Source organism: Kingella kingae ATCC 23330 (assembly GCF_900111845.1).
GTDB classification, from domain to species: Bacteria; Pseudomonadota; Gammaproteobacteria; order Burkholderiales; family Neisseriaceae; genus Kingella; species Kingella kingae.
The window spans coordinates 1-17,548 of sequence record NZ_FOJK01000014.1 but is presented as its reverse complement, the minus strand read 5'-3'; the positions used below and the strand labels follow the sequence as shown (position 1 = coordinate 17,548).

General features: G+C 46.5%; 17 protein-coding genes and 1 tRNA gene. 5 read left to right on the top strand and 13 right to left on the bottom strand.

The features are described from left to right. Positions 1-79: 79 nt before the first annotated feature. The 3 genes from topA to BQ5809_RS04645 all read right to left on the bottom strand — a co-directional run bounded on the left by topA (position 80) and on the right by BQ5809_RS04645 (position 3,395). Entirely contained in the window at positions 80-2,398 is a 2,319-nt protein-coding gene (gene topA / locus BQ5809_RS04655; protein WP_003787925.1) for a type I DNA topoisomerase, read from the bottom strand. Positions 2,399-2,457: 59 nt separating this feature from the next. Beyond that, positions 2,458-2,616, bottom strand: coding sequence for a hypothetical protein (locus tag BQ5809_RS04650; protein WP_019388942.1), 159 nt, complete (start codon positions 2,614-2,616; stop codon positions 2,458-2,460). Positions 2,617-2,933: 317 nt separating this feature from the next. Next, positions 2,934-3,395, bottom strand: a complete 462-nt coding sequence (locus BQ5809_RS04645) for a Smg family protein (protein WP_003787922.1) — start codon at positions 3,393-3,395, stop codon at positions 2,934-2,936. Between the two features lie 124 nt (positions 3,396-3,519). Here BQ5809_RS04645 and BQ5809_RS04640 point away from each other — a divergent pair, with 124 nt between their 5' ends. Beyond that, a complete protein-coding gene (locus BQ5809_RS04640; protein WP_003787920.1) occupies positions 3,520-4,734 on the top strand; it encodes a uracil-xanthine permease family protein in 1,215 nt (404 codons plus the stop codon). A gap of 172 nt (positions 4,735-4,906) precedes the next feature. Here BQ5809_RS04640 and ispH read toward each other — a convergent pair whose 3' ends face one another. The 6 genes from ispH to BQ5809_RS04610 form a co-directional block, all read right to left on the bottom strand. Continuing rightward, positions 4,907-5,863, bottom strand: coding sequence for a 4-hydroxy-3-methylbut-2-enyl diphosphate reductase (gene ispH, locus BQ5809_RS04635; RefSeq protein ID WP_257003590.1), 957 nt, complete (start codon positions 5,861-5,863; stop codon positions 4,907-4,909). 23 nt (positions 5,864-5,886) lie between these two features. Then, entirely contained in the window at positions 5,887-6,501 is a 615-nt protein-coding gene (locus BQ5809_RS04630; RefSeq protein WP_003787915.1) for a hypothetical protein, read from the bottom strand. Between the two features lie 232 nt (positions 6,502-6,733). Then, positions 6,734-9,016: a 5-methyltetrahydropteroyltriglutamate--homocysteine S-methyltransferase gene (gene metE, locus BQ5809_RS04625; RefSeq protein WP_032827808.1), complete on the bottom strand. Its 2,283-nt coding sequence runs from the start codon at positions 9,014-9,016 to the stop codon at positions 6,734-6,736. A gap of 143 nt (positions 9,017-9,159) precedes the next feature. Further along, positions 9,160-9,669, bottom strand: coding sequence for a pantetheine-phosphate adenylyltransferase (gene coaD, locus BQ5809_RS04620; protein ID WP_003787910.1), 510 nt, complete (start codon positions 9,667-9,669; stop codon positions 9,160-9,162). 118 nt (positions 9,670-9,787) lie between these two features. Further along, positions 9,788-10,660 carry a 16S rRNA (cytidine(1402)-2'-O)-methyltransferase gene (gene rsmI / locus BQ5809_RS04615; RefSeq protein ID WP_071461620.1) on the bottom strand — a complete coding sequence of 291 codons (873 nt, stop codon included), beginning with the start codon at positions 10,658-10,660 and terminating at the stop codon, positions 9,788-9,790. A gap of 84 nt (positions 10,661-10,744) precedes the next feature. Further along, complete coding sequence (locus BQ5809_RS04610) at positions 10,745-11,128, bottom strand: helix-turn-helix domain-containing protein (RefSeq protein WP_032827807.1); 384 nt, start codon at positions 11,126-11,128, stop codon at positions 10,745-10,747. A 112-nt stretch (positions 11,129-11,240) separates the two neighbouring features. Here BQ5809_RS04610 and BQ5809_RS04605 point away from each other — a divergent pair, with 112 nt between their 5' ends. After that, positions 11,241-12,113, top strand: a complete 873-nt coding sequence (locus BQ5809_RS04605; protein ID WP_003787905.1) for an SEL1-like repeat protein — start codon at positions 11,241-11,243, stop codon at positions 12,111-12,113. A 96-nt stretch (positions 12,114-12,209) separates the two neighbouring features. Here BQ5809_RS04605 and BQ5809_RS04600 read toward each other — a convergent pair whose 3' ends face one another. The 4 genes from BQ5809_RS04600 to BQ5809_RS04590 all read right to left on the bottom strand — a co-directional run bounded on the left by BQ5809_RS04600 (position 12,210) and on the right by BQ5809_RS04590 (position 14,340). Continuing rightward, positions 12,210-12,974 carry an ABC transporter permease gene (locus BQ5809_RS04600; protein WP_003787903.1) on the bottom strand — a complete coding sequence of 255 codons (765 nt, stop codon included), beginning with the start codon at positions 12,972-12,974 and terminating at the stop codon, positions 12,210-12,212. Continuing rightward, complete coding sequence (locus tag BQ5809_RS04595) at positions 12,971-13,879, bottom strand: ABC transporter ATP-binding protein (protein ID WP_032827806.1); 909 nt, start codon at positions 13,877-13,879, stop codon at positions 12,971-12,973. The genes BQ5809_RS04600 and BQ5809_RS04595 overlap by 4 nt, the downstream gene beginning before the upstream one ends. A 128-nt stretch (positions 13,880-14,007) precedes the next feature. After that, positions 14,008-14,154, bottom strand: a complete 147-nt coding sequence (locus tag BQ5809_RS11110; protein WP_003787898.1) for a hypothetical protein — start codon at positions 14,152-14,154, stop codon at positions 14,008-14,010. Between the two features lie 101 nt (positions 14,155-14,255). Further along, positions 14,256-14,340, bottom strand: a tRNA-Leu gene (locus BQ5809_RS04590). A 169-nt stretch (positions 14,341-14,509) separates the two neighbouring features. Here BQ5809_RS04590 and BQ5809_RS04585 point away from each other — a divergent pair. The 3 genes from BQ5809_RS04585 to BQ5809_RS04575 are packed head-to-tail and all read left to right on the top strand — an operon-like array spanning position 14,510 to position 17,302. After that, the gene (locus BQ5809_RS04585) at positions 14,510-15,292 is read left to right on the top strand and encodes a hypothetical protein (protein ID WP_003787893.1); all 783 of its coding nucleotides are present in this window, start codon (positions 14,510-14,512) and stop codon (positions 15,290-15,292) included. A 5-nt stretch (positions 15,293-15,297) separates the two neighbouring features. Beyond that, positions 15,298-15,885, top strand: a complete 588-nt coding sequence (gene ruvA, locus BQ5809_RS04580) for a Holliday junction branch migration protein RuvA (RefSeq protein ID WP_032827805.1) — start codon at positions 15,298-15,300, stop codon at positions 15,883-15,885. A gap of 10 nt (positions 15,886-15,895) precedes the next feature. Beyond that, positions 15,896-17,302 (top strand): efflux transporter outer membrane subunit, encoded by a 1,407-nt coding sequence (locus tag BQ5809_RS04575; protein ID WP_003787887.1) that lies wholly within the window; start codon positions 15,896-15,898, stop codon positions 17,300-17,302. Positions 17,303-17,548 lie beyond the last annotated feature (246 nt).

Genomic DNA, 17,548 nt, shown 5'->3' with positions numbered 1-17,548 from the left:
TTTGATGAACGTTTTTATTAAAAAGCAGCCTGCACATTAGGTTTACCCAAAAAGTGCAGGCTGCTTTTTCCGTGTTGGTTTACTCCTCTTTCGGTGTAGGCGGTTCAAGCTGCTCTTTCCAGCCACACTCTTTCTGCGGACAAACGCGCTCAACGCCCCAACGCTTCGTCACTTTCCGCATCGTAACTTTCCAGCCACATTGCGGACACGGCTCGTTTAACGGTTCGTGATTAACCGCGTATTTACAATCAGGATAGCAATCGCAACTGTAAAAAGTCGTGCCAAAACGCGATTTGCGTTCCACCAAATGCCCCTTGCCGCATTGCGGACACGTTACGCCCGTGTCTTTCGGCTTTTCCAACGGCTCAACGTGTTTACACTTCGGATAATTCGCGCAACCAATAAACTTGCTGCCTGAACGACTCGTTTTGTAAACCAACTGACTGCCGCATTTCGGACATTCACGCCCTTCCAATTCCGCTTGCTCTGCCACTTCTTTCGCCACACGTTCGGCGGCTTGCTCGGCGGTTTCGTTCACATTGCGCGTGTAGCTGCATTCAGGATAGCCAGCACACGCCACAAAACGCCCAGCGCGACCAAATTTAATTTGCAATTTGTGATTGCCACATTGCGGACACGTTTCGTCCAGTTCTTCCGTAGTGAATTTGGCGCGTTCAATGCCTTCTTTTTCAACCACTTGCTTGTGAAAACCTTTCCAGAATTTATCCATCACAGGAATCCACTCGCGTTTGCCATTCGCAATTTCGTCCAGTTGGTCTTCCAATTTCGCCGTGAAATCGTAATCCACATACTGCTCAAAATGCTCGGTCAAAAACTTATTCACAATCTCGCCTGTATCAGTCGGCTGAAAACGGCGTTGTTCCACGATCACATATTCACGGTCTTTTAACGTCTTGATAATGCTCGCATAAGTTGATGGACGACCAATGCCAAATTCTTCCAACGCTTTTACCAAAGTCGCTTCATTGAAACGCGGCGGCGGTTGTGTGAAATGTTGTTCGCCATACAGATTATCCACAGGCACAACATCGCCCACCGCCATTTCAGGCAGCTTTTTCTGGTCTTCGGCAGCATCTTCCTCGTCCTCGCCCTCTTGATACACGCTCAAAAAGCCAGCAAAAACCAACACTTGCCCCGTAGCGCGGAACACACCCTCGCCCACGTTAATATCTACCGTTGTCGCGTCAAATTTCGCGTCCACCATTTGACACGCCACCGTGCGCTGCCAAATCATTTGGTACAACTTAAATTGGTCAGCCGACAAAAACGGCTTCACGCTTTCAGGCGAACGATAAACCGAAGTCGGGCGAATCGCTTCGTGCGCTTCTTGTGCGTTTTTAGACTTCGTTTTATACATTTTCGCCGAAGATGGCAGAAAATCCGCGCCAATTTTATTTTCAATGTAATGGCGAATTTCCGTCAGCGCGTCTTCCGATAAAGTAACGCTATCGGTACGCATATAGGTAATCAAACCCACCGCGCCTTGCCCCACGTCAATGCCTTCAAAAAGCTGTTGCGCGGTACGCATCGTGCGGTCAGTCGTGAAACCCAATTTGCGAACCGCGTCCTGCTGCATCGTGGAAGTGGTGTACGGCGCAGCTGGTTTGCGTGTTGCTTTTTTCTTGGTTACATCAGCCACTTGCGCGGTTTTGCCTTGCAATGCGGCTAAAATACTTGCTTGACTGGCTTCGTCGGGTAGTGAAAATTGCTCTAACTTATTGTTTTGCCAATGGGTTAATTTCGCTGAAAATTTGGTGCGACCCTTGTGGCTATCCAAATGAATTGACCAATATTCTTGCGATTCAAACGCCTTAATTTCGTTTTCACGCTCGCAAATCAAACGCAACGCAGGACTTTGCACACGCCCAGCCGACAAGCCGTAGCGGATTTTTTTCCACAGCAACGGCGACAAATTAAAGCCCACCAAATAATCCAAAGCGCGGCGCGTTTGTTGCGCGTCCACCAAATTCATGTCCAAACTACGCGGATTTTGAATAGCAGCCTGCACACCTTTGGGCGTAACTTCGTGGAAGACAACACGTTGAATTTTATCCATTACGCCTTTCATGCCGCGTTTGGATTTCAGGATTTCTGCGATGTGCCACGAAATCGCTTCGCCTTCGCGGTCGGGGTCGGTTGCCAAATAGATGTGTTCTGCTTCTTTGGCGGCGGCAACGATGGCATCAACGTGTTTGCTGTTTTTGCTAATGATTTGATATTTCATCGCAAAATTATCTTCGGGATTGACTGCGCCATCTTTGGGAATCAGGTCGCGGACGTGTCCGAAAGACGCGAGTACTTCAAAATCGCCACCGAGATATTTTTTCACGGATTTGATTTTGTTGGGGGATTCTACGATTAGGAGATTTTTTGACATGGTTCGTTTTTATTATTTAATTTTAATTGTAAAAATAGGGTTTTAAGCAGCCTGCACATTTAAGCATTAAAATCACAGGTCATCAAATCAAACAACTGCTCAATCATGCCGTAGCGTTCGTTCCATTTGTAAAAATCATCAACGATTTGGCTGTCAAGATGAATCATTTGTTCAATAAAATACGCTTTGTTTTCCGCATGATTGAGCCAATTTGCCATCATTTCCTTAAACTCTGGCTAACTAAATCTTTGGCTATATCCAAACTGGCACAGCATTCAGTACAGATATTCAATGGCGGTTTGGGTACTGGATAATGCTTAAAAACTTGATAGCATTCATCAATAATTGGTTTTAACTTTTGATAAATTTCAGTCATTTTTTTAAATCCAGTTTGGAATATCGGCGTGATGCGTCAAAGCAGCCTGCAATCTTTCTTTTTTATATTCTTATTATATTGTGTTGATTTTGGCAAGTGGTTTATTAAAAAACAGTCGGCGCGTGTCCGACTGTTGTCTGTTTGTGTGCAGGCTGCTTTTTACTGCATCGTGCTTTTGCCGTGCAACACGCTCATCAATTCATCGCCAATCAACACAGGCAATTCGGAACGATGCGCCCACAGCACCAACAAAGCCAGCACTTTGGCATTTTCCAGTGTGATGTTGTCATACGGCAAGTGCATCAGCGCGTGGATAATGTATTCGCGCTGCATGGCGTTGATGGTACCGCTGTGTTCTAAAAAGTGCAGCAAACCGCGAATTTCGGTAGATAAAATTTCCAATTCTTCAATGTGATACACGCGCAATGCAGGTTGCTGGCGGTGCAGGCTGCTTTGGTTGATTTCGGGCAACTCGTCCAATAAATGCACACACGTTAAGGCATCGCTGATGTCGTCATATTCAAAGCCAGCGTCTTCCAGCATTTCGCCCAAATCTTGCGGTTGCGGAATGTCGCGTACATCGGCAAAATGTTCCAATAAAAAAGCCACCACGTTTCTCATCTTGTTTACACCTGTTTACTCAATGGCGCGTATTTTAACATTCTATATATCAAATCGCAGCTTTTTTACCATAACTTGGCTATAATCCGCACCGTTTATTTTAATTGATAGGAAATCGCAATAAATGATAATCCAACATGCAAAAACCGCCATTGCTGGTGCACAAATTTTGTTCGTTGCCTTTGGTGCAATGGTTTTAGTGCCAATTTTAACAGGCTTGAATCCTGCACTTGCCTTGTTAGGCGCAGGCATTGGCACGTTGATTTTTCAACTGCTCACCAAACGCAAAGTGCCGATTTTTTTGGGTTCTTCCTTTGCCTTTATTGCTCCCATTATTGCCGCCAAACAAACATGGGGCGTGGGCGCAACCATGTTCGGCTTGTTTGCTGCTGGTTTTATGTATTTTGTGTTTGCGGCGGTGATTCGTTGGCGTGGACTGGCGGCGGTGCATAAATTGTTGCCGCCTGTGGTGATTGGCCCTGTGATTATTGTGATTGGCTTATCGGTGGCAAGCGCGGCAAGCAGTATGGCGGTTGGCAAGGGTGGCGATGTGCAAGTTGTGCCGTATGCAACTGCTGTCGCGCTGTCGGCGTTCACGTTTTTGGTAACGGTGTTGGTTACGGTGTTCGGCAACCAATGGCTCAAACTCATTCCCATTTTGGTAGGCGTGGCGGCTGGCTATATTGCCGCGTTGATGGCTGGTGTGGTGGATTTTCAAGCCGTGATAGACGCGCCTTGGTTTGCGTTACCCACGTTCACAACACCCGAAATTAACTGGAATGCGGCGTTGTTTATGCTCCCAGTTGCCATTGCACCCGCGATTGAACACATTGGCGGTATTTTGGCGATTGGCGCGGTTACAGGTAAAGACTATGCCAAAGACCCCGGCTTGGACAAAACGCTCACAGGCGACGGTTTGGGTGTGTGCGTAGCAGGTTTGCTTGGTGGCCCGCCTGTTACCACTTATGGCGAAGTAACAGGCGCGGTGATGATTACCAAAAACAGCAATCCTGTGATTATGACGTGGGCGGCGATTTTTGCGATTGGCATGGCGTTTTTTGGCAAGTTTAATGCGTTTTTAGCGTCCATTCCCCTGCCTGTGATGGGCGGCGTGATGTTGCTGCTGTTTGGCACGATTGCATCGCTGGGCTTAAAAACGCTCATTGATGCGAAAGTGGATTTGATGAGCCCGAAAAATTTGGTGATTGTTAGCTCCACGCTCACGATTGGTTTGGGCGGATTTTTTGTGCAACTGGGCGATATGGCGTTTGCAGGCGTGGGCTTGTGCGCGGTGTTGGCGATTGTGTTGAATGCGGTGCTGCCTGATGTGGCGGAGTAGGCAAAATATAGTGGATTCAATTCAAACTATTACCGCGTTGCCAACTCCCTTATGTATTAGCTGTACACGGCGGTCGTTGTCGCCTTGTCCTAGTTTGAATTTAATCCACTATAAAAGTGCAGGCTGCTTTTTGAGTATTTTAAAAGCAGCCTGCACTTTTTATTGACGCGATTTATTTTCGCAACTCTTTGGGCAACACAAACACAATGCTCTCTTCAATGCCTGCGCCTTGTTGCATATCGTCAATGCCCCATGCGCGGATTTGTTCAATCACGCCTTGCACCAACACTTCGGGTGCGCTCGCGCCTGCGGTTAAGCCGACTTTATTTTTGCCGTCAAACCATTCGCGCTGCAAATAACTGGCATTATCTACCATGTACGCGTCCACGCCCAAACCTGCCGCCACTTCGCGCAAACGGTTGCTGTTGGAAGACGCTGGCGAACCGACCACAATCACAATATCGCATTCTGCCGCCAAATCTTTAACCGCTTTTTGGCGATTGGTTGTCGCATAGCAAATGTCTTCTTTGTGCGGATTTTTGATGTTGGGGAAACGTGCATTCAGGGCGGCGATGATGTCTTTGGTTTCATCAACCGATAGCGTGGTTTGACTAACGTATGCCAATTTATCGGGATTGTTCACGACCAATTTCGCCACGTCTTCGGGTTTTTCCACGAGCAGCATTTCGCCGTCTGCAAGCTGCCCCATTGTGCCTTCCACTTCAACGTGCCCTGCGTGTCCAATCATGATGATTTGGTAATCTTGGCTATCCAAACGCGCCACTTCTTTGTGGACTTTGGTAACCAGCGGACAAGTTGCGTCAAACACGCGAAAACCGCGTTCTGCCGCTTCCGCTTGCACGGCTTTGGATACGCCATGCGCGGAATAAATCAGCGTTGCGCCTGTGGGTACGTCCGCCAAATCGTCAATAAAAATCGCGCCTTTGTTACGCAAATTGTCCACAACAAATTTGTTATGTACGACTTCGTGGCGCACATAAATCGGTGCGCCAAATTCTTCCAAGGCGCGTTCTACAATGGAAATGGCTCTGTCCACGCCCGCGCAAAAACCGCGTGGATTGGCTAGGGTAATGGTTTTGTTTGACATATTATTCTCTTGATGACTGATTGAATGTGCAGGCTGCTTTTGCTTTATTCAGCTTCTATATCATTAGGCTGCAAGGCTTGCAACACAGGCAACACGCCCAGCGTAAAGCCTATCCAGTTGGCGATGGCTTCTTGACCCAATGGCTGGCTGTGTTCAATTTGCAGCACGCCATACACGATGCCGTCTTCGCCACAAACGGGCAGGCTGATTTGGCTGGTGGCGCGGCGGTTGTGTTCGCCGTGCAGTTCGCCAATGAGCAGCCAATGTTCGGTGCTGTCGGCGATGTTTGCCCAGCCCGATTGCGCGGTGCGGACGGCTAAATATTGCCATGCGTTGTCTTCGTTTAGGGCGATGGCGGTTTCTTGCGCCGTGCCTTGTTGCACCAAGCGAATCAGTTGGGCGGTGGCTTGGTGCAAGCCGTATAGTGCGATGCTTTGCGCTGGTTGGCGGCTGGCGGTGGAATCCAATGCCATATACAGCGGTTTGATGCGGGCTTCTTGCTGCCATTCGCTTGGGAGCTGCGCGTGTTGCCACAGTTGCGGCTCTATGTGCGCTTGTCCGTTGGCGATAATGGCTTGAGTTGCGGCGCGCGCAACGGCAATGGTATCGGCATCACACGATAAGCCTTGGGTTTGTAAATAGTCTTGGATTTGTTTCATGATTTAGTGTGCAGGCTGCTTTTTTGAATCGCGGTATTTTAAATCGCGATATTGTAACGGAAAACGTATAGTGAAATGAAATAAAAACGGGACAAGGCGACAACGCCCGCCGTGTACATCAAGTACATAAGGGCGTTGGCAACGCCGTACCGTTGCGATTTCATTTCACTATAAAAGCAGCCTGCACTTTCTATTAATAAAAGTGCAGGCTGCTTTGTTTGGATTACATCAATTATTTAGCAACATTTAATTCGCCACGCAATTTATGCGTTACTTCCATCATCACTTCTAATTGCTCAATCGTTTCTTTCCAACCGCGTGTTTTCAAACCGCAATCTGGGTTTACCCACAGTTGTTTTACTGGCACCACGTCCATTGCTTTACGCAACAAATGTTCCACTTCCGCAGCAGTTGGTACGCGAGGGCTGTGAATGTCGTACACGCCCGGACCGATGTCGTTTGGATATTTAAATTCGCCAAACGCCGTCAGCAAATCCATATCCGAACGAGAAGTTTCAATCGTAATCACGTCCGCGTCCATTGCCGCAATCGCTGGCAAAATGTCGTTAAATTCAGAGTAGCACATGTGGGTGTGGATTTGCGTGCTGTCTTCCGCGCCAGTTGATGACAAGCGGAATGATTCACACGCCCAAGCCAAATATTCGTCCCATTGTGCGCGTTTCAACGGCATCGCTTCACGAATCGCAGGCTCGTCAATTTGAATTACTTTAATGCCTGCTTTTTCCAAATCCAATACTTCGTCATTCAACGCCAACGCGATTTGTTTACACACTTCGCTCAATGGAATGTCATCACGCACAAACGACCATTTGAACATGGTTACAGGACCCGTCAGCATGCCTTTCATTGGGCGTTTGGTCAAAGATTGCGCGTAAGACGACCAGAAAACCGTCATCGGATTTGGACGAGAAACATCACCGAAAATAATAGGTGGTTTCACGCAACGCGAACCGTAAGATTGCACCCAACCAAATTGGCTGAAACAGTAACCTGCTAATTGTTCGCCGAAATATTCCACCATGTCATTGCGTTCTGCTTCGCCGTGAACAGGCACATCAATTTGCAATTTCTCTTGTTCTTCAACGCAATACGCAATTTCTTTTTTCATTGCCGCTTCGTAATCCGCCGCAGACAATTCGCCTTTTTTGAACGCCGCACGCGCTTGACGAATTTCAATCGTTTGTGGGAATGAACCGATTGTAGTCGTTGGCAAAATGGGCAAATTCATCCATTCTTGTTGCGCTTTAATGCGGTCAGCAAATGGCGATTTACGTTGGTCAGCACCTTTTGGTAAATTCGCCAAACGCGCTTTTACTGCGTCATTGTGGATTTTTTTGTTGGTTGCGCGGTCAGCAGCAGCAGCGTCAGATTCGTTTAAGGCAGCCTGCACCGCAGCTTTGCCATTTTCCAAAGCCTGTTTGATGTTGCCCAATTCGACCAATTTTTGCGCCGCAAACGCCATCCAAGATTTGATTTCGCTGTCTAATTTTTCTTCAACCGCCAAATCTTGTGGGCTATGCAACAATGAGCAGCTAGGCGCAATCCACAAATTATTGCCGAATTTCGCTTTCACAGGCTCTAATGTATCAATCACTTTATTCAAATTCGCGCGCCACACATTGCGACCGTCCACCAAACCCACAGACAACACTTTGCTAGTTGGGAATTGTTCCGCGAACACTGCTAATTGTTCAGGGGCGCGAACGCAGTCAATATGCACACCGTGAACAGGCAATTCGCTCAACAATTTAACGTGTTCCGCCACAGATGCGAAGTAAGTACCGATGATGATACGCACGCCTGTATTTGCCAACTCTTTGTAAACATTCGGGAATGCTTTAACCCAAGCCTCGCCAGCATCAACCGCCAAAATTGGCTCGTCAATTTGAATCCAATCCACGCCTTCCGCCGCCAATTCACGCAATAATTGCGCGTAAACAGGCAACAATTTTGGCAACAATTTTTCAATACGGCAGCCAAATTCTTCTTTTTTCTTACCCAACCACAACAAAGTCAAAGGACCAACCAAAGTTGGTTTGATGTCGTGTCCTTGCGCTTTCGCTTCTTTGATTTGGGCAATCAAACGCGCAGAATGTGCCGAAAATTCGGTATCGCCATGCCATTCAGGCACGATGTAGTGATAGTTGGTGTCAAACCATTTGGTCATTTCCATTGCAAATTGGGTTGCATTGCCGCGCGCCAATTCAAAATATTGTGGCAAAGTCAAATTCGCCGCGTCAAAACCAAAGCGTTTCGGAATCGCGCCCATCGCGCAAATCAAATCCAAAACGTGGTCATAGAATGAAAAATCGCCTACTGGCAACAAATCCGCGCCAGCCGCTTTTTGCGTTGCCCAGTTCAAACGGCGAATTTCAGCCGCGACTTCTTGCAATTCTGCTTCGCTTTTCGCGCCTTTCCAAAATGCTTCTACGGCGAATTTCAATTCGCGTTTTGCGCCTACACGTGGGTAGCCATTTAAGTGGAATGTGTTCATGTTGTTCTCCAAAACAAGGGGAAATTCGAGGGGTAATCTTGTGGACGCTATCTTCGCTGTTTTTGATATAAGTTGCAAACGCTTATTTTCGTCTGTTTGCATGAATCAAATTCATCATAACGCCAAGATGCAGGCTGCTTTTTTCATGTTGATGGGTAATCGGATTGGATTTTTTCAAACACCGCCTGCGGCACATAGCGCGGCACAACGTCTTGCCAACCGCTCACGCCCACCAAACCTTTGACCAGCGTGGACGAAATTTCCGCGATTTCACGCGGTGGCATCAAAAACACGGTGCGAATTGCAGGCTGCAAATCGGCATTGATGTGGCGAATGGCGCGTTCGTATTCATAGTCGCTGCCCGAACGAATGCCGCGTACAATAAACGCTGCGCCCACATCGTGTGCATAATTGACCAAAAACTGGTTTTCAAACGCATCAACGCGCACATTGGGCAGCGATTGCGTCATCGCTTGCAGCATGGCTTGGCGTTCTGCCACGGTGTAGCTGCTTTTTTTGTCGGGATTAACCCCAATCGCCACAATCAGTTCATCAAATAATTGCGCGGCTTCGGTAATCATCCACAAGTGTCCGTTGGTGGGTGGGTCAAAGCTGCCTGCATACACGGCGCGGCGAGAAGTGGTAGTGGTCATGATGATTTATTAGTGTGATGTGAATCGAGCAAACAGAGTAAACACTATTATTAAATAGGTCAAATAAATAAAAGGGCAGGCTGCTTTGTTTATGAAAAAGCAGCCTGCACTTTTTGTTTTACACTTTCCAAGTCAAAGCCAAGTTATACAATTCTTTTTTGTTTTCGTCCGTGATTTTTGCCGCTAGTTCCGCCGCTTGTTTGGTTGGCAGTTCGGCAGACAAAATTTTCATCACATTTTGTGCGTGTTCGGGCAGCGTGTCGGATTTTTCTTTGATGGCGGATTGAATCACCAGCACCATTTCGCCACGCGATTGATTGCTGTCGGCTTGCAAAGCAGCCTGCACTTCCAACACGCTGCCGACAATAAACGTCTCAAATGTTTTCGTGATTTCACGCGCCAACATGATTTGGCGTTCGGGGAATGCGTTTACCATGTCGTCCAAAGTTGCGGCGATGCGATGCGGTGTTTCAAAGGCAATAATCGGGTAATCCGCGTTTTCCCATTGCGCGAATAATTTAGCGCGTTCACCCGATTTTGGCGGCAAAAAGCCGTGAAAATAGAAATGCGGTTCGCTCACGCCTGCCACGCTCAACGCGCCCATAACTGCCGATGCGCCCACAACTGGCACAACTTTGTAGCCCGCTTCACGAACACGCGCCGCGAGTTTCGCACCTGGGTCGCACACGGCTGGCGTGCCTGCGTCTGAAATTTGCGCCACGCTTTGACCGCTTGCCAATGCGGTAATGATTTTGTCCGCCATTTGCTGTTCGTTGTGTTCGCGCACGGAAACGAGTTTCGCTTGAATGCCGTATGCAGAAAGCAGTTGGGCGGACACGCGCGTGTCTTCGGCGCAAACTAAATCGGCTTTTTGCAACACGGCTAGGGCGCGGAGTGTGATGTCCGCCAAGTTACCGATTGGCGTGGCAACGATGTAGAGTGTGCTGGGGGTAATGCTGTCTAGGGCTTTTTGGAAATGTTTTTGCATGATGATTTTTTCAGGCTGCCTGAAAGTTTAAAAAATGTGATTTTAACGTGAATTCAATTTTCAGGTTGCCTGAAACAAACTATTTCATTATGATTTAGGATTCGTATAAGATTTAAGCATTTCTCGCAAAAACTCAATTTCTTTATCTTTTTGAATTAGCAAATCTTTCAAACAATCAATCTCTACTTTCATTGCACTCATTTGGGGTGTGTTATCTGCATAAATACAAAATTGACCGTCATTATTTTCATGATTGATTTGTAAAATCATGCCCTGATTACTTTGTATCAATTCCCATAAATCAATTTTAAAAATATCTGCAATTTGCTGTAAACGTGTCAAATTTAATTGCGTTTCCCCACGCTCAATTCGAGCATAACCACTGGCGGACATTTCTAATTTTTCAGCCATTTCTTCTTGAGACCATTTGTTGAGTTCACGCATTGTTCTGATTTTTTCATTTGTTTTTATGTTTTACCTTCATTTGTTTTATTTTGCCAACTTATGGCGATTTTTGCTCTGTACGATAATCCTAGCACAAAATATACTTTCAATTTCAAATTTATATTTTAGGAAATGCGAAATGGGTTTTTTCCATCGGTTATTTAATCCAATAGATACCAAATATTCCCCAGAAACCAAAGAAATTTACAATAAAGGTGTGGTAGCTTTATCTAAAGGTAATGTGAAGCAAGCAATTGATTATTTTGAACGTGTGGAATATGAACACCCATCCGCTGCTTATAATCTTGGATTGATTTATTTAGATGGCGCAGACGTATTAGTGCCTGATTATGAAAAAGCTCGCCAATATTTTCAGCAAGCTGATGAAATGGGACATGAAAAAGCTAAAATTTCTGCTGAAATTATTGGATTAAATGAAAAAGTATTTTACAGTTTAATTCCAAATCCAAATAATGAAGTATTGCAAGAACGATTTATTAAATCAGCAATTCAATTTTTTGAAGGCAGTCAATGCGGTAATTTGGCTTATATTTTGGCTCATATGTTCATTTTATGGAATGAAAAATATACGTCTTATTCACACCCAAAAGTATTGTTAAATAAAGAAAAATTCAAAGAATTAGTAAATGAATTCATTACTTATGAGGTTTACTGTATTCAAAATTTTGCAAATAAAGAAGTGAATCAATTTTATCAAATTTCATCACTTACTAATGCTAATGGGGATTGGGAGCATTATTACCCACTAAATATGTTTTTCAAGCATAAAATAGAAGCTGAATTATCAGAATATTTTAATGTAAATGCCATACCAATTTTATTGAATATCAATAAGCAATTTCATAAAAAAAATATGAAAATTGAAGACTTTGGTGTTTTGCGTTTAATGGTTGTAAATTATGTTTATGAATATTGCATTCATGAATTTGGAAAAGATTTTTTTGATGAAGAAAATAACGAAGATGAAGAAGATGATGATTTGCCATTTTAATCTATACAAATAAAAATTTTCTAAAAATGGTTTTTAAAGTTCTGCTCGTACTAAAAAAGCAGCCTGCACAAAACTTAAACCGTGCAGGCTGCTTTTTTAATTATTCCGCAATTTCCAACCACTCCGCAGCAAGCCATAAGCCACCGCCGCCATGCCAATCGCAAACACCCAAGTTACCCCCAACGACAAATACGGCGACACATCAGACATGCCAAAAAACGCAAACCGAAATCCATCAATCAAATAAAAAATCGGATTGGCGCGGCTAATCGTCTGCCAAAACGCAGGCAAACTGTGCAGCGAATAAAACGCGCCCGATAAAAACGTGAGCGGCATAATCAAAAAATTCTGAAACGCCGCCAGTTGGTCAAATTTTTCCGAATAAATCCCCGCAATTAGCCCAAAAGAACCCATAAATAAGCTGCCTGAAAGCACAAACGCCGCGCCCAGCAACATATTTTCAGGCAGCGGCAAACCAAAAGGCGCAGTCGCCAACAACACGCCCAATCCCACCAACGCCGCCCGAACCATTGCCGCGCCAATATACGCCGCAAACATGGTAAATGGCGACAACGGCGCAAGCAGCAAAAAAGTCAAATTGCCCGTTAGCCGCGATTGCATTAGGCTAGAAGACGTGTTCGCAAACGCATTTTGCGTCATCGTCATCATCGCCAAGCCTGGGATTAAAAAGGCGTTGTACGGCACATTCGGCAGCACTTCCACATGTTTGCCCATGGCTTGCGCGAAAATCAGTTGATACAGCAACGCGGTTAAAACAGGCGCACCAATCGTTTGCAGCCAAACTTTGGTAAAACGGCTAATTTCTTTGCGAAACAGCGTGTAAAAGCCGACAAAATTCATGATTTTTCCTCCATTTTCGTTAAATTCAAGAAAACGTGTTCCAAATCATTTTCCAAAATTTTCATGTTTTCAATATGGATATTGGCGGTTTTCAGGCTGCCTGAAATCTCCGCAATTTGGTTGTAATCGTTTAATTTTAAAACGTATTGATTTGGTTCAATCATTTGAATGCACAAAGGCTGCAAATTTTCAGGCAGCCTGCACGGAATTTGGATTTGCACGCGTACGCCTTGTTCGCTGTGCAATAGATTTTCCGTTTTGTCCAACGCAATCAATTCGCCCTGTTTCAACATGGCAATGCGCTGGCAATATTGCTCGGCTTCTTCCAAATAATGCGTGGTTAAAATAATCGTATGTCCTTGTTTATTCATGGATTGCATAAATACCCACAAGCTGTGGCGCAATTCCACGTCCACGCCTGCGGTGGGTTCGTCCAAAATAATCACGGGCGGACGATGAACCATCGCTTGCGCTACCATCACGCGGCGTTTCATGCCACCCGATAGATTGCGTAAATTGGTGTCGGCTTTGTCGGTCAAGCCTAAATGGTGCAGCATTTCATCAATCCAATCATCGTTTTTGCGAATGCCGAAATAGCCCGATTGAATTTGCAAAATTTGGCGCACGTTGAAAAAAGGGTCAAACACTAATTCTTGCGGCACAAGCCCTAAATTCATACGCGATTGATGTGATTGGGTTTTGACATCAAATCCCATTACTTCAATTTTGCCTGATGTGAGTTGGTTTAGCCCTGAAATGGCGGAAATAAGTGTGGTTTTGCCTGCGCCGTTTTGCCCAAGCAGCGCGAAAAATTCGCCTTGTTCTACGTTGAATGAAACGTCTTTGAGCGCGGTAAAACCGTTGGCGTAGGTTTTGTGCGCGTTTTGTATGGTGAGTGCGTTCATGTTGGATTTTTTTGTTATGGGGAAAATGGGGATTATACGCTTGAAAGCAGCCTGCACTTTATTGAGTGCACAACAAAAAAGCCGAAATCTCACAATGAAATTTCAGCTTTTTTATTTAAATGGGCGATTTATTTACCGTGCGCACGCCCATTTTGGTTGTGCGAACGTGGTTTGTGGTTCAACAATTGTTGCTGTTGTTCGGGTGTCAAAACTTGGAAAATCGCATGACGCTGTTTTAATATTTGCAATTCACGCGCTTCGTGTTCTTTCATCATCGTAGTGCGTATCTTGTTGGCGTTCTGCAAAAACGCACCAACCGCTATATCAAATCGTATAGACGTAAAAAACCTGCTGTAAAAAGCAGGTTTTTAATATTTGGTGCCCAGGGTCGGACTCGAACCGACACACCTTGCGGCGGGGGATTTTGAGTCCCCTGCGTCTACCAATTTCGCCACCTGGGCAGGTGATGAAGACGCGAATTATACGGACAATTTGAAATTTGTAAAGCGTTTTTTGTAAAAAATGCGATTTAATCGGCAAATTATTTTATGGCTTGGTGGTGTGAATGTTAAAATTGCTGTTTTTTGTGCAGGCTGCTTTGAGTAGTAGCCGTTTGATTGGATATAAAAAATGGTGGACAAATGGGCGATTCATCGGCATTTGGCGATGGAATTGGACGGTAGATTGGCGATTGTGCGTCATGCGCCAAAACAGATTGTGTTGGCTGGCGCAGATGGCGATGTGAGCCGTGCGCTGTTGGCAAAGCGTTATCCGCAGGCGCAGCTGGTGTTGTGCGATACGGCAGAAAAAGTGCAGGCTGCTTTGGCGTTGCAGCCAAAAAATTGGTTGGCAAAATGGAAAGAAAAAGCGGTGCAGCAGCACATTGGCAACCCAAATGCGGATTTGCCTACGATGGGTGCAGATATGTTGTGGGCGAATTTGAGTTTGCCTTTGGCGGACGATTTGGTGCAGGCGTTGGAAAACTGGTCGCGCACGCTCAAAACCGATGGCTTGCTGTTTTTTTCACATTGGGGTGCGGATAGTTTTGCCGAAGTGCGAACGCTGTTGGCGGAACAAGGCGTTCAATGCGCTGCGCCGACTTTGGTGGATATGCACGATTTGGGCGATATGTTGTTTCATCACGGTTTTTATGACCCAATAACCGACACGGCAAAACTGTGTTTGACCTATGAAAACGCAAGCAGCCTGCACGCCGATTGGCAAGCGTTGGACGTTTGGCGCGTGTTGCGCCCCGATAATTTAACCGCTGCACAGCAAATCGTGGACGCGGCGGTGGCTTCGGGCAAGCTCAATCAAATCACGTTGGAAACGGTGTTCGGACACGCTTTGTGCCGAGCGAAATTAAACGATGGCGAACGGCTGGTACAGTTTCATCGCCGCACGAAAGAGTAAACAAGATGATTAGTAGATTGCGTGGTATGTTGCTGGAAAAAATGCCACCACAAATTGTGATAGATGTAAACGGTGTGGGCTACGAGTTGGACGTGTCTATGCAAACGTTTTACGCTTTGCCTGCTTTGGGCGAAACGGTGCAGCTTTATACGTATTTGGTGGTGCGTGAAGACGCGCATTTGCTGTTTGGTTTTGGTGATGCGAGCGAGCGGACGACTTTTCGTCAGTTGATTAAAGTGAGCGGTATTGGCGCAAAAACTGCGTTGGGTATTTTGTCGGCGATGACAACCGATGAATTAGCGCAGGCGATTGCCAACGAAGATGTGAAACGCTTGTCGTCTGCGCCAGGTATCGGCAAAAAAACGGCAGAACGCATGATTTTGGAATTGCGCGGCAAATTGGCGCACAGAGGTTTGGGCGATTTGGCTTTGTTTACGCCTGCTGCGGACACGGACAATCGTGCCGATGTGGTCAGCACCTTGCTGGCGTTGGGCTATTCCGAGCGTGAAGCGCAAGCAGCCTGCAAATCGTTGCCCAACGGTGTGGAAGTGGGCGAGGGTGTGCGTTTGGCATTGAAACAGTTAATGAAGTAGGCAAAATATCATGAAAAAATACATTGTATATAGCATGGCGATGTGGCTGGCTGCCTGCGCGTCTTTTGGCGAACAAACGCCGTTGGCACAACCCGTGTCGGGCGAACAGCTCAATTTGCCCAATCAAGCCATTGCGCCGATTTCGCCGACTTGGTGGCAGGCGTATCAAGACGCGCAATTAAATCGGCTCATAGAGCAGGCGTTGCAGCAATCGCCCGATTTACAAATGGTGGCAGCGCGGATTCGTCAAGCACAAGCGGCGCACGGTTTGGCGCAATCGCAACAAGGTGTGCAGGCTGCTTTGAAGGCAAATGGCGCAGGTTTGTTGCATTATTCGCCAGATGATAAAACCGCACCAATTCCAGCAGCGGTGCAAGACGCGATTGGGCACGACATTGCCTATGGCAGCCTGCAATTAAACGCGCAATGGACGTGGGATTTATGGGGCAAGCAAAAAGCGCAAACCGCCGCCGCGCTCGGTCAAGTGCAAGCGCGACAATACGAATGGGTAGCAGCGCGTTTGGCGATTGCCCAAGCAGTCGCGCAACATTATTGGCAATGGCAAACCTTGCGCCAACAAGCCAGCTATATTGAGCAGCGAATCGCCATCAAACAAAAGCAAGAAGCCTTGCTGCAACAGCGTATTCGCGCAGGTTTAATGCCTGCATCGCAAGCCTATCCGATTACAGCCGCTAAATGCCAGTTGCAGGCTGCTTTGCGTCAAATGCAGCAACGCGCCGAACAAACCTTACACGCATTGGCTGCATTGAGTGGCAAAACGCCCAACGATTTGCCGACTTTGCAAGCCAGCCATTTGGCAAGCGTCCCCACTTTGCCTAGCGATACTTTAACTGCCGATTTATTAGGCAAACGCCCCGACATTGCTGCCCAGCGCGAAGCCATTTTGGCGCGTAATCAGTTAATCAAAGCCGCGCGTGCCGATTTTTATCCCAACATTCGCATTAGCGCATTGGCAGGATTGTCGGAGCTGAAAATTGGCAATTTGCCCACATCGGCCAACCTAATGGCAGGATTGTTGCCCAGCGTGAGTTTGCCGATTTTCACATCGGGCGCATTGCAAGCCAATCTCGCGCAAAAACACGCCGAATTTGACGAACAAGTCGCCCAATACAATCAAACCGTGTACCAAAGTTTGCGCCAAGCCGCCAATGCGCTGGTTGCCTACGAGCAAAGCGCACAAGCCTATCGCCTGCAACAAGAAAGCACCGCCATTGCCCAACGCGCAGCACAAGCCGCCGCACGCCGCCACCGCGCAGGGCTAGATAACGGCTTAAACCAACTTGCCACACAGGACGAAGTGCTGGTAGCGCAAAGCCAACAGCTAGACGCACAAGCCCAGCAAAACGCCGCATGGATAAATGCGAATGTGGCATTGGGAGGTGGTTGGCTGCCATAACATAAGGTGCAGGCTGCTTTTTCACGGTTTGTTTGTGTAGAAAAGCAGCCTGCACATTGTTATTTTCATTTACATGATTAAGAGAGAGCATAGCGTTGAGCCGCTCTACCCACGCTTGGGTTGAGTTTACCGAATTCCAATTTCCAAGAAGTTGAAAAATAAAAGTTGTGGAAAAACAGAGAATTGCAAAAAAGTTGTAAAAAAGTGCTAGAAATTATTTGACGGTTTGTGGTGAGTAGCGTATAG

Bases quoted from the DNA above. Each gene is read 5' to 3' on its own strand.
- topA (WP_003787925.1), bottom strand. From the start codon at position 2,398: ATGTCAAAAAATCTCCTAATCGTAGAATCCCCCAACAAAATCAAATCC.
- BQ5809_RS04650 (WP_019388942.1), bottom strand. From the start codon at position 2,616: ATGGCAAATTGGCTCAATCATGCGGAAAACAAAGCGTATTTTATTGAA.
- BQ5809_RS04645 (WP_003787922.1), bottom strand. From the start codon at position 3,395: ATGAGAAACGTGGTGGCTTTTTTATTGGAACATTTTGCCGATGTACGC.
- BQ5809_RS04640 (WP_003787920.1), top strand. From the start codon at position 3,520: ATGATAATCCAACATGCAAAAACCGCCATTGCTGGTGCACAAATTTTG.
- BQ5809_RS04630 (WP_003787915.1), bottom strand. From the start codon at position 6,501: ATGAAACAAATCCAAGACTATTTACAAACCCAAGGCTTATCGTGTGAT.
- metE (WP_032827808.1), bottom strand. From the start codon at position 9,016: ATGAACACATTCCACTTAAATGGCTACCCACGTGTAGGCGCAAAACGC.
- coaD (WP_003787910.1), bottom strand. From the start codon at position 9,669: ATGACCACTACCACTTCTCGCCGCGCCGTGTATGCAGGCAGCTTTGAC.
- BQ5809_RS04605 (WP_003787905.1), top strand. From the start codon at position 11,241: ATGGGTTTTTTCCATCGGTTATTTAATCCAATAGATACCAAATATTCC.
- BQ5809_RS04600 (WP_003787903.1), bottom strand. From the start codon at position 12,974: ATGAATTTTGTCGGCTTTTACACGCTGTTTCGCAAAGAAATTAGCCGT.
- BQ5809_RS04595 (WP_032827806.1), bottom strand. From the start codon at position 13,879: ATGAACGCACTCACCATACAAAACGCGCACAAAACCTACGCCAACGGT.
- BQ5809_RS11110 (WP_003787898.1), bottom strand. From the start codon at position 14,154: ATGATGAAAGAACACGAAGCGCGTGAATTGCAAATATTAAAACAGCGT.
- BQ5809_RS04585 (WP_003787893.1), top strand. From the start codon at position 14,510: ATGGTGGACAAATGGGCGATTCATCGGCATTTGGCGATGGAATTGGAC.
- ruvA (WP_032827805.1), top strand. From the start codon at position 15,298: ATGATTAGTAGATTGCGTGGTATGTTGCTGGAAAAAATGCCACCACAA.
- BQ5809_RS04575 (WP_003787887.1), top strand. From the start codon at position 15,896: ATGAAAAAATACATTGTATATAGCATGGCGATGTGGCTGGCTGCCTGC.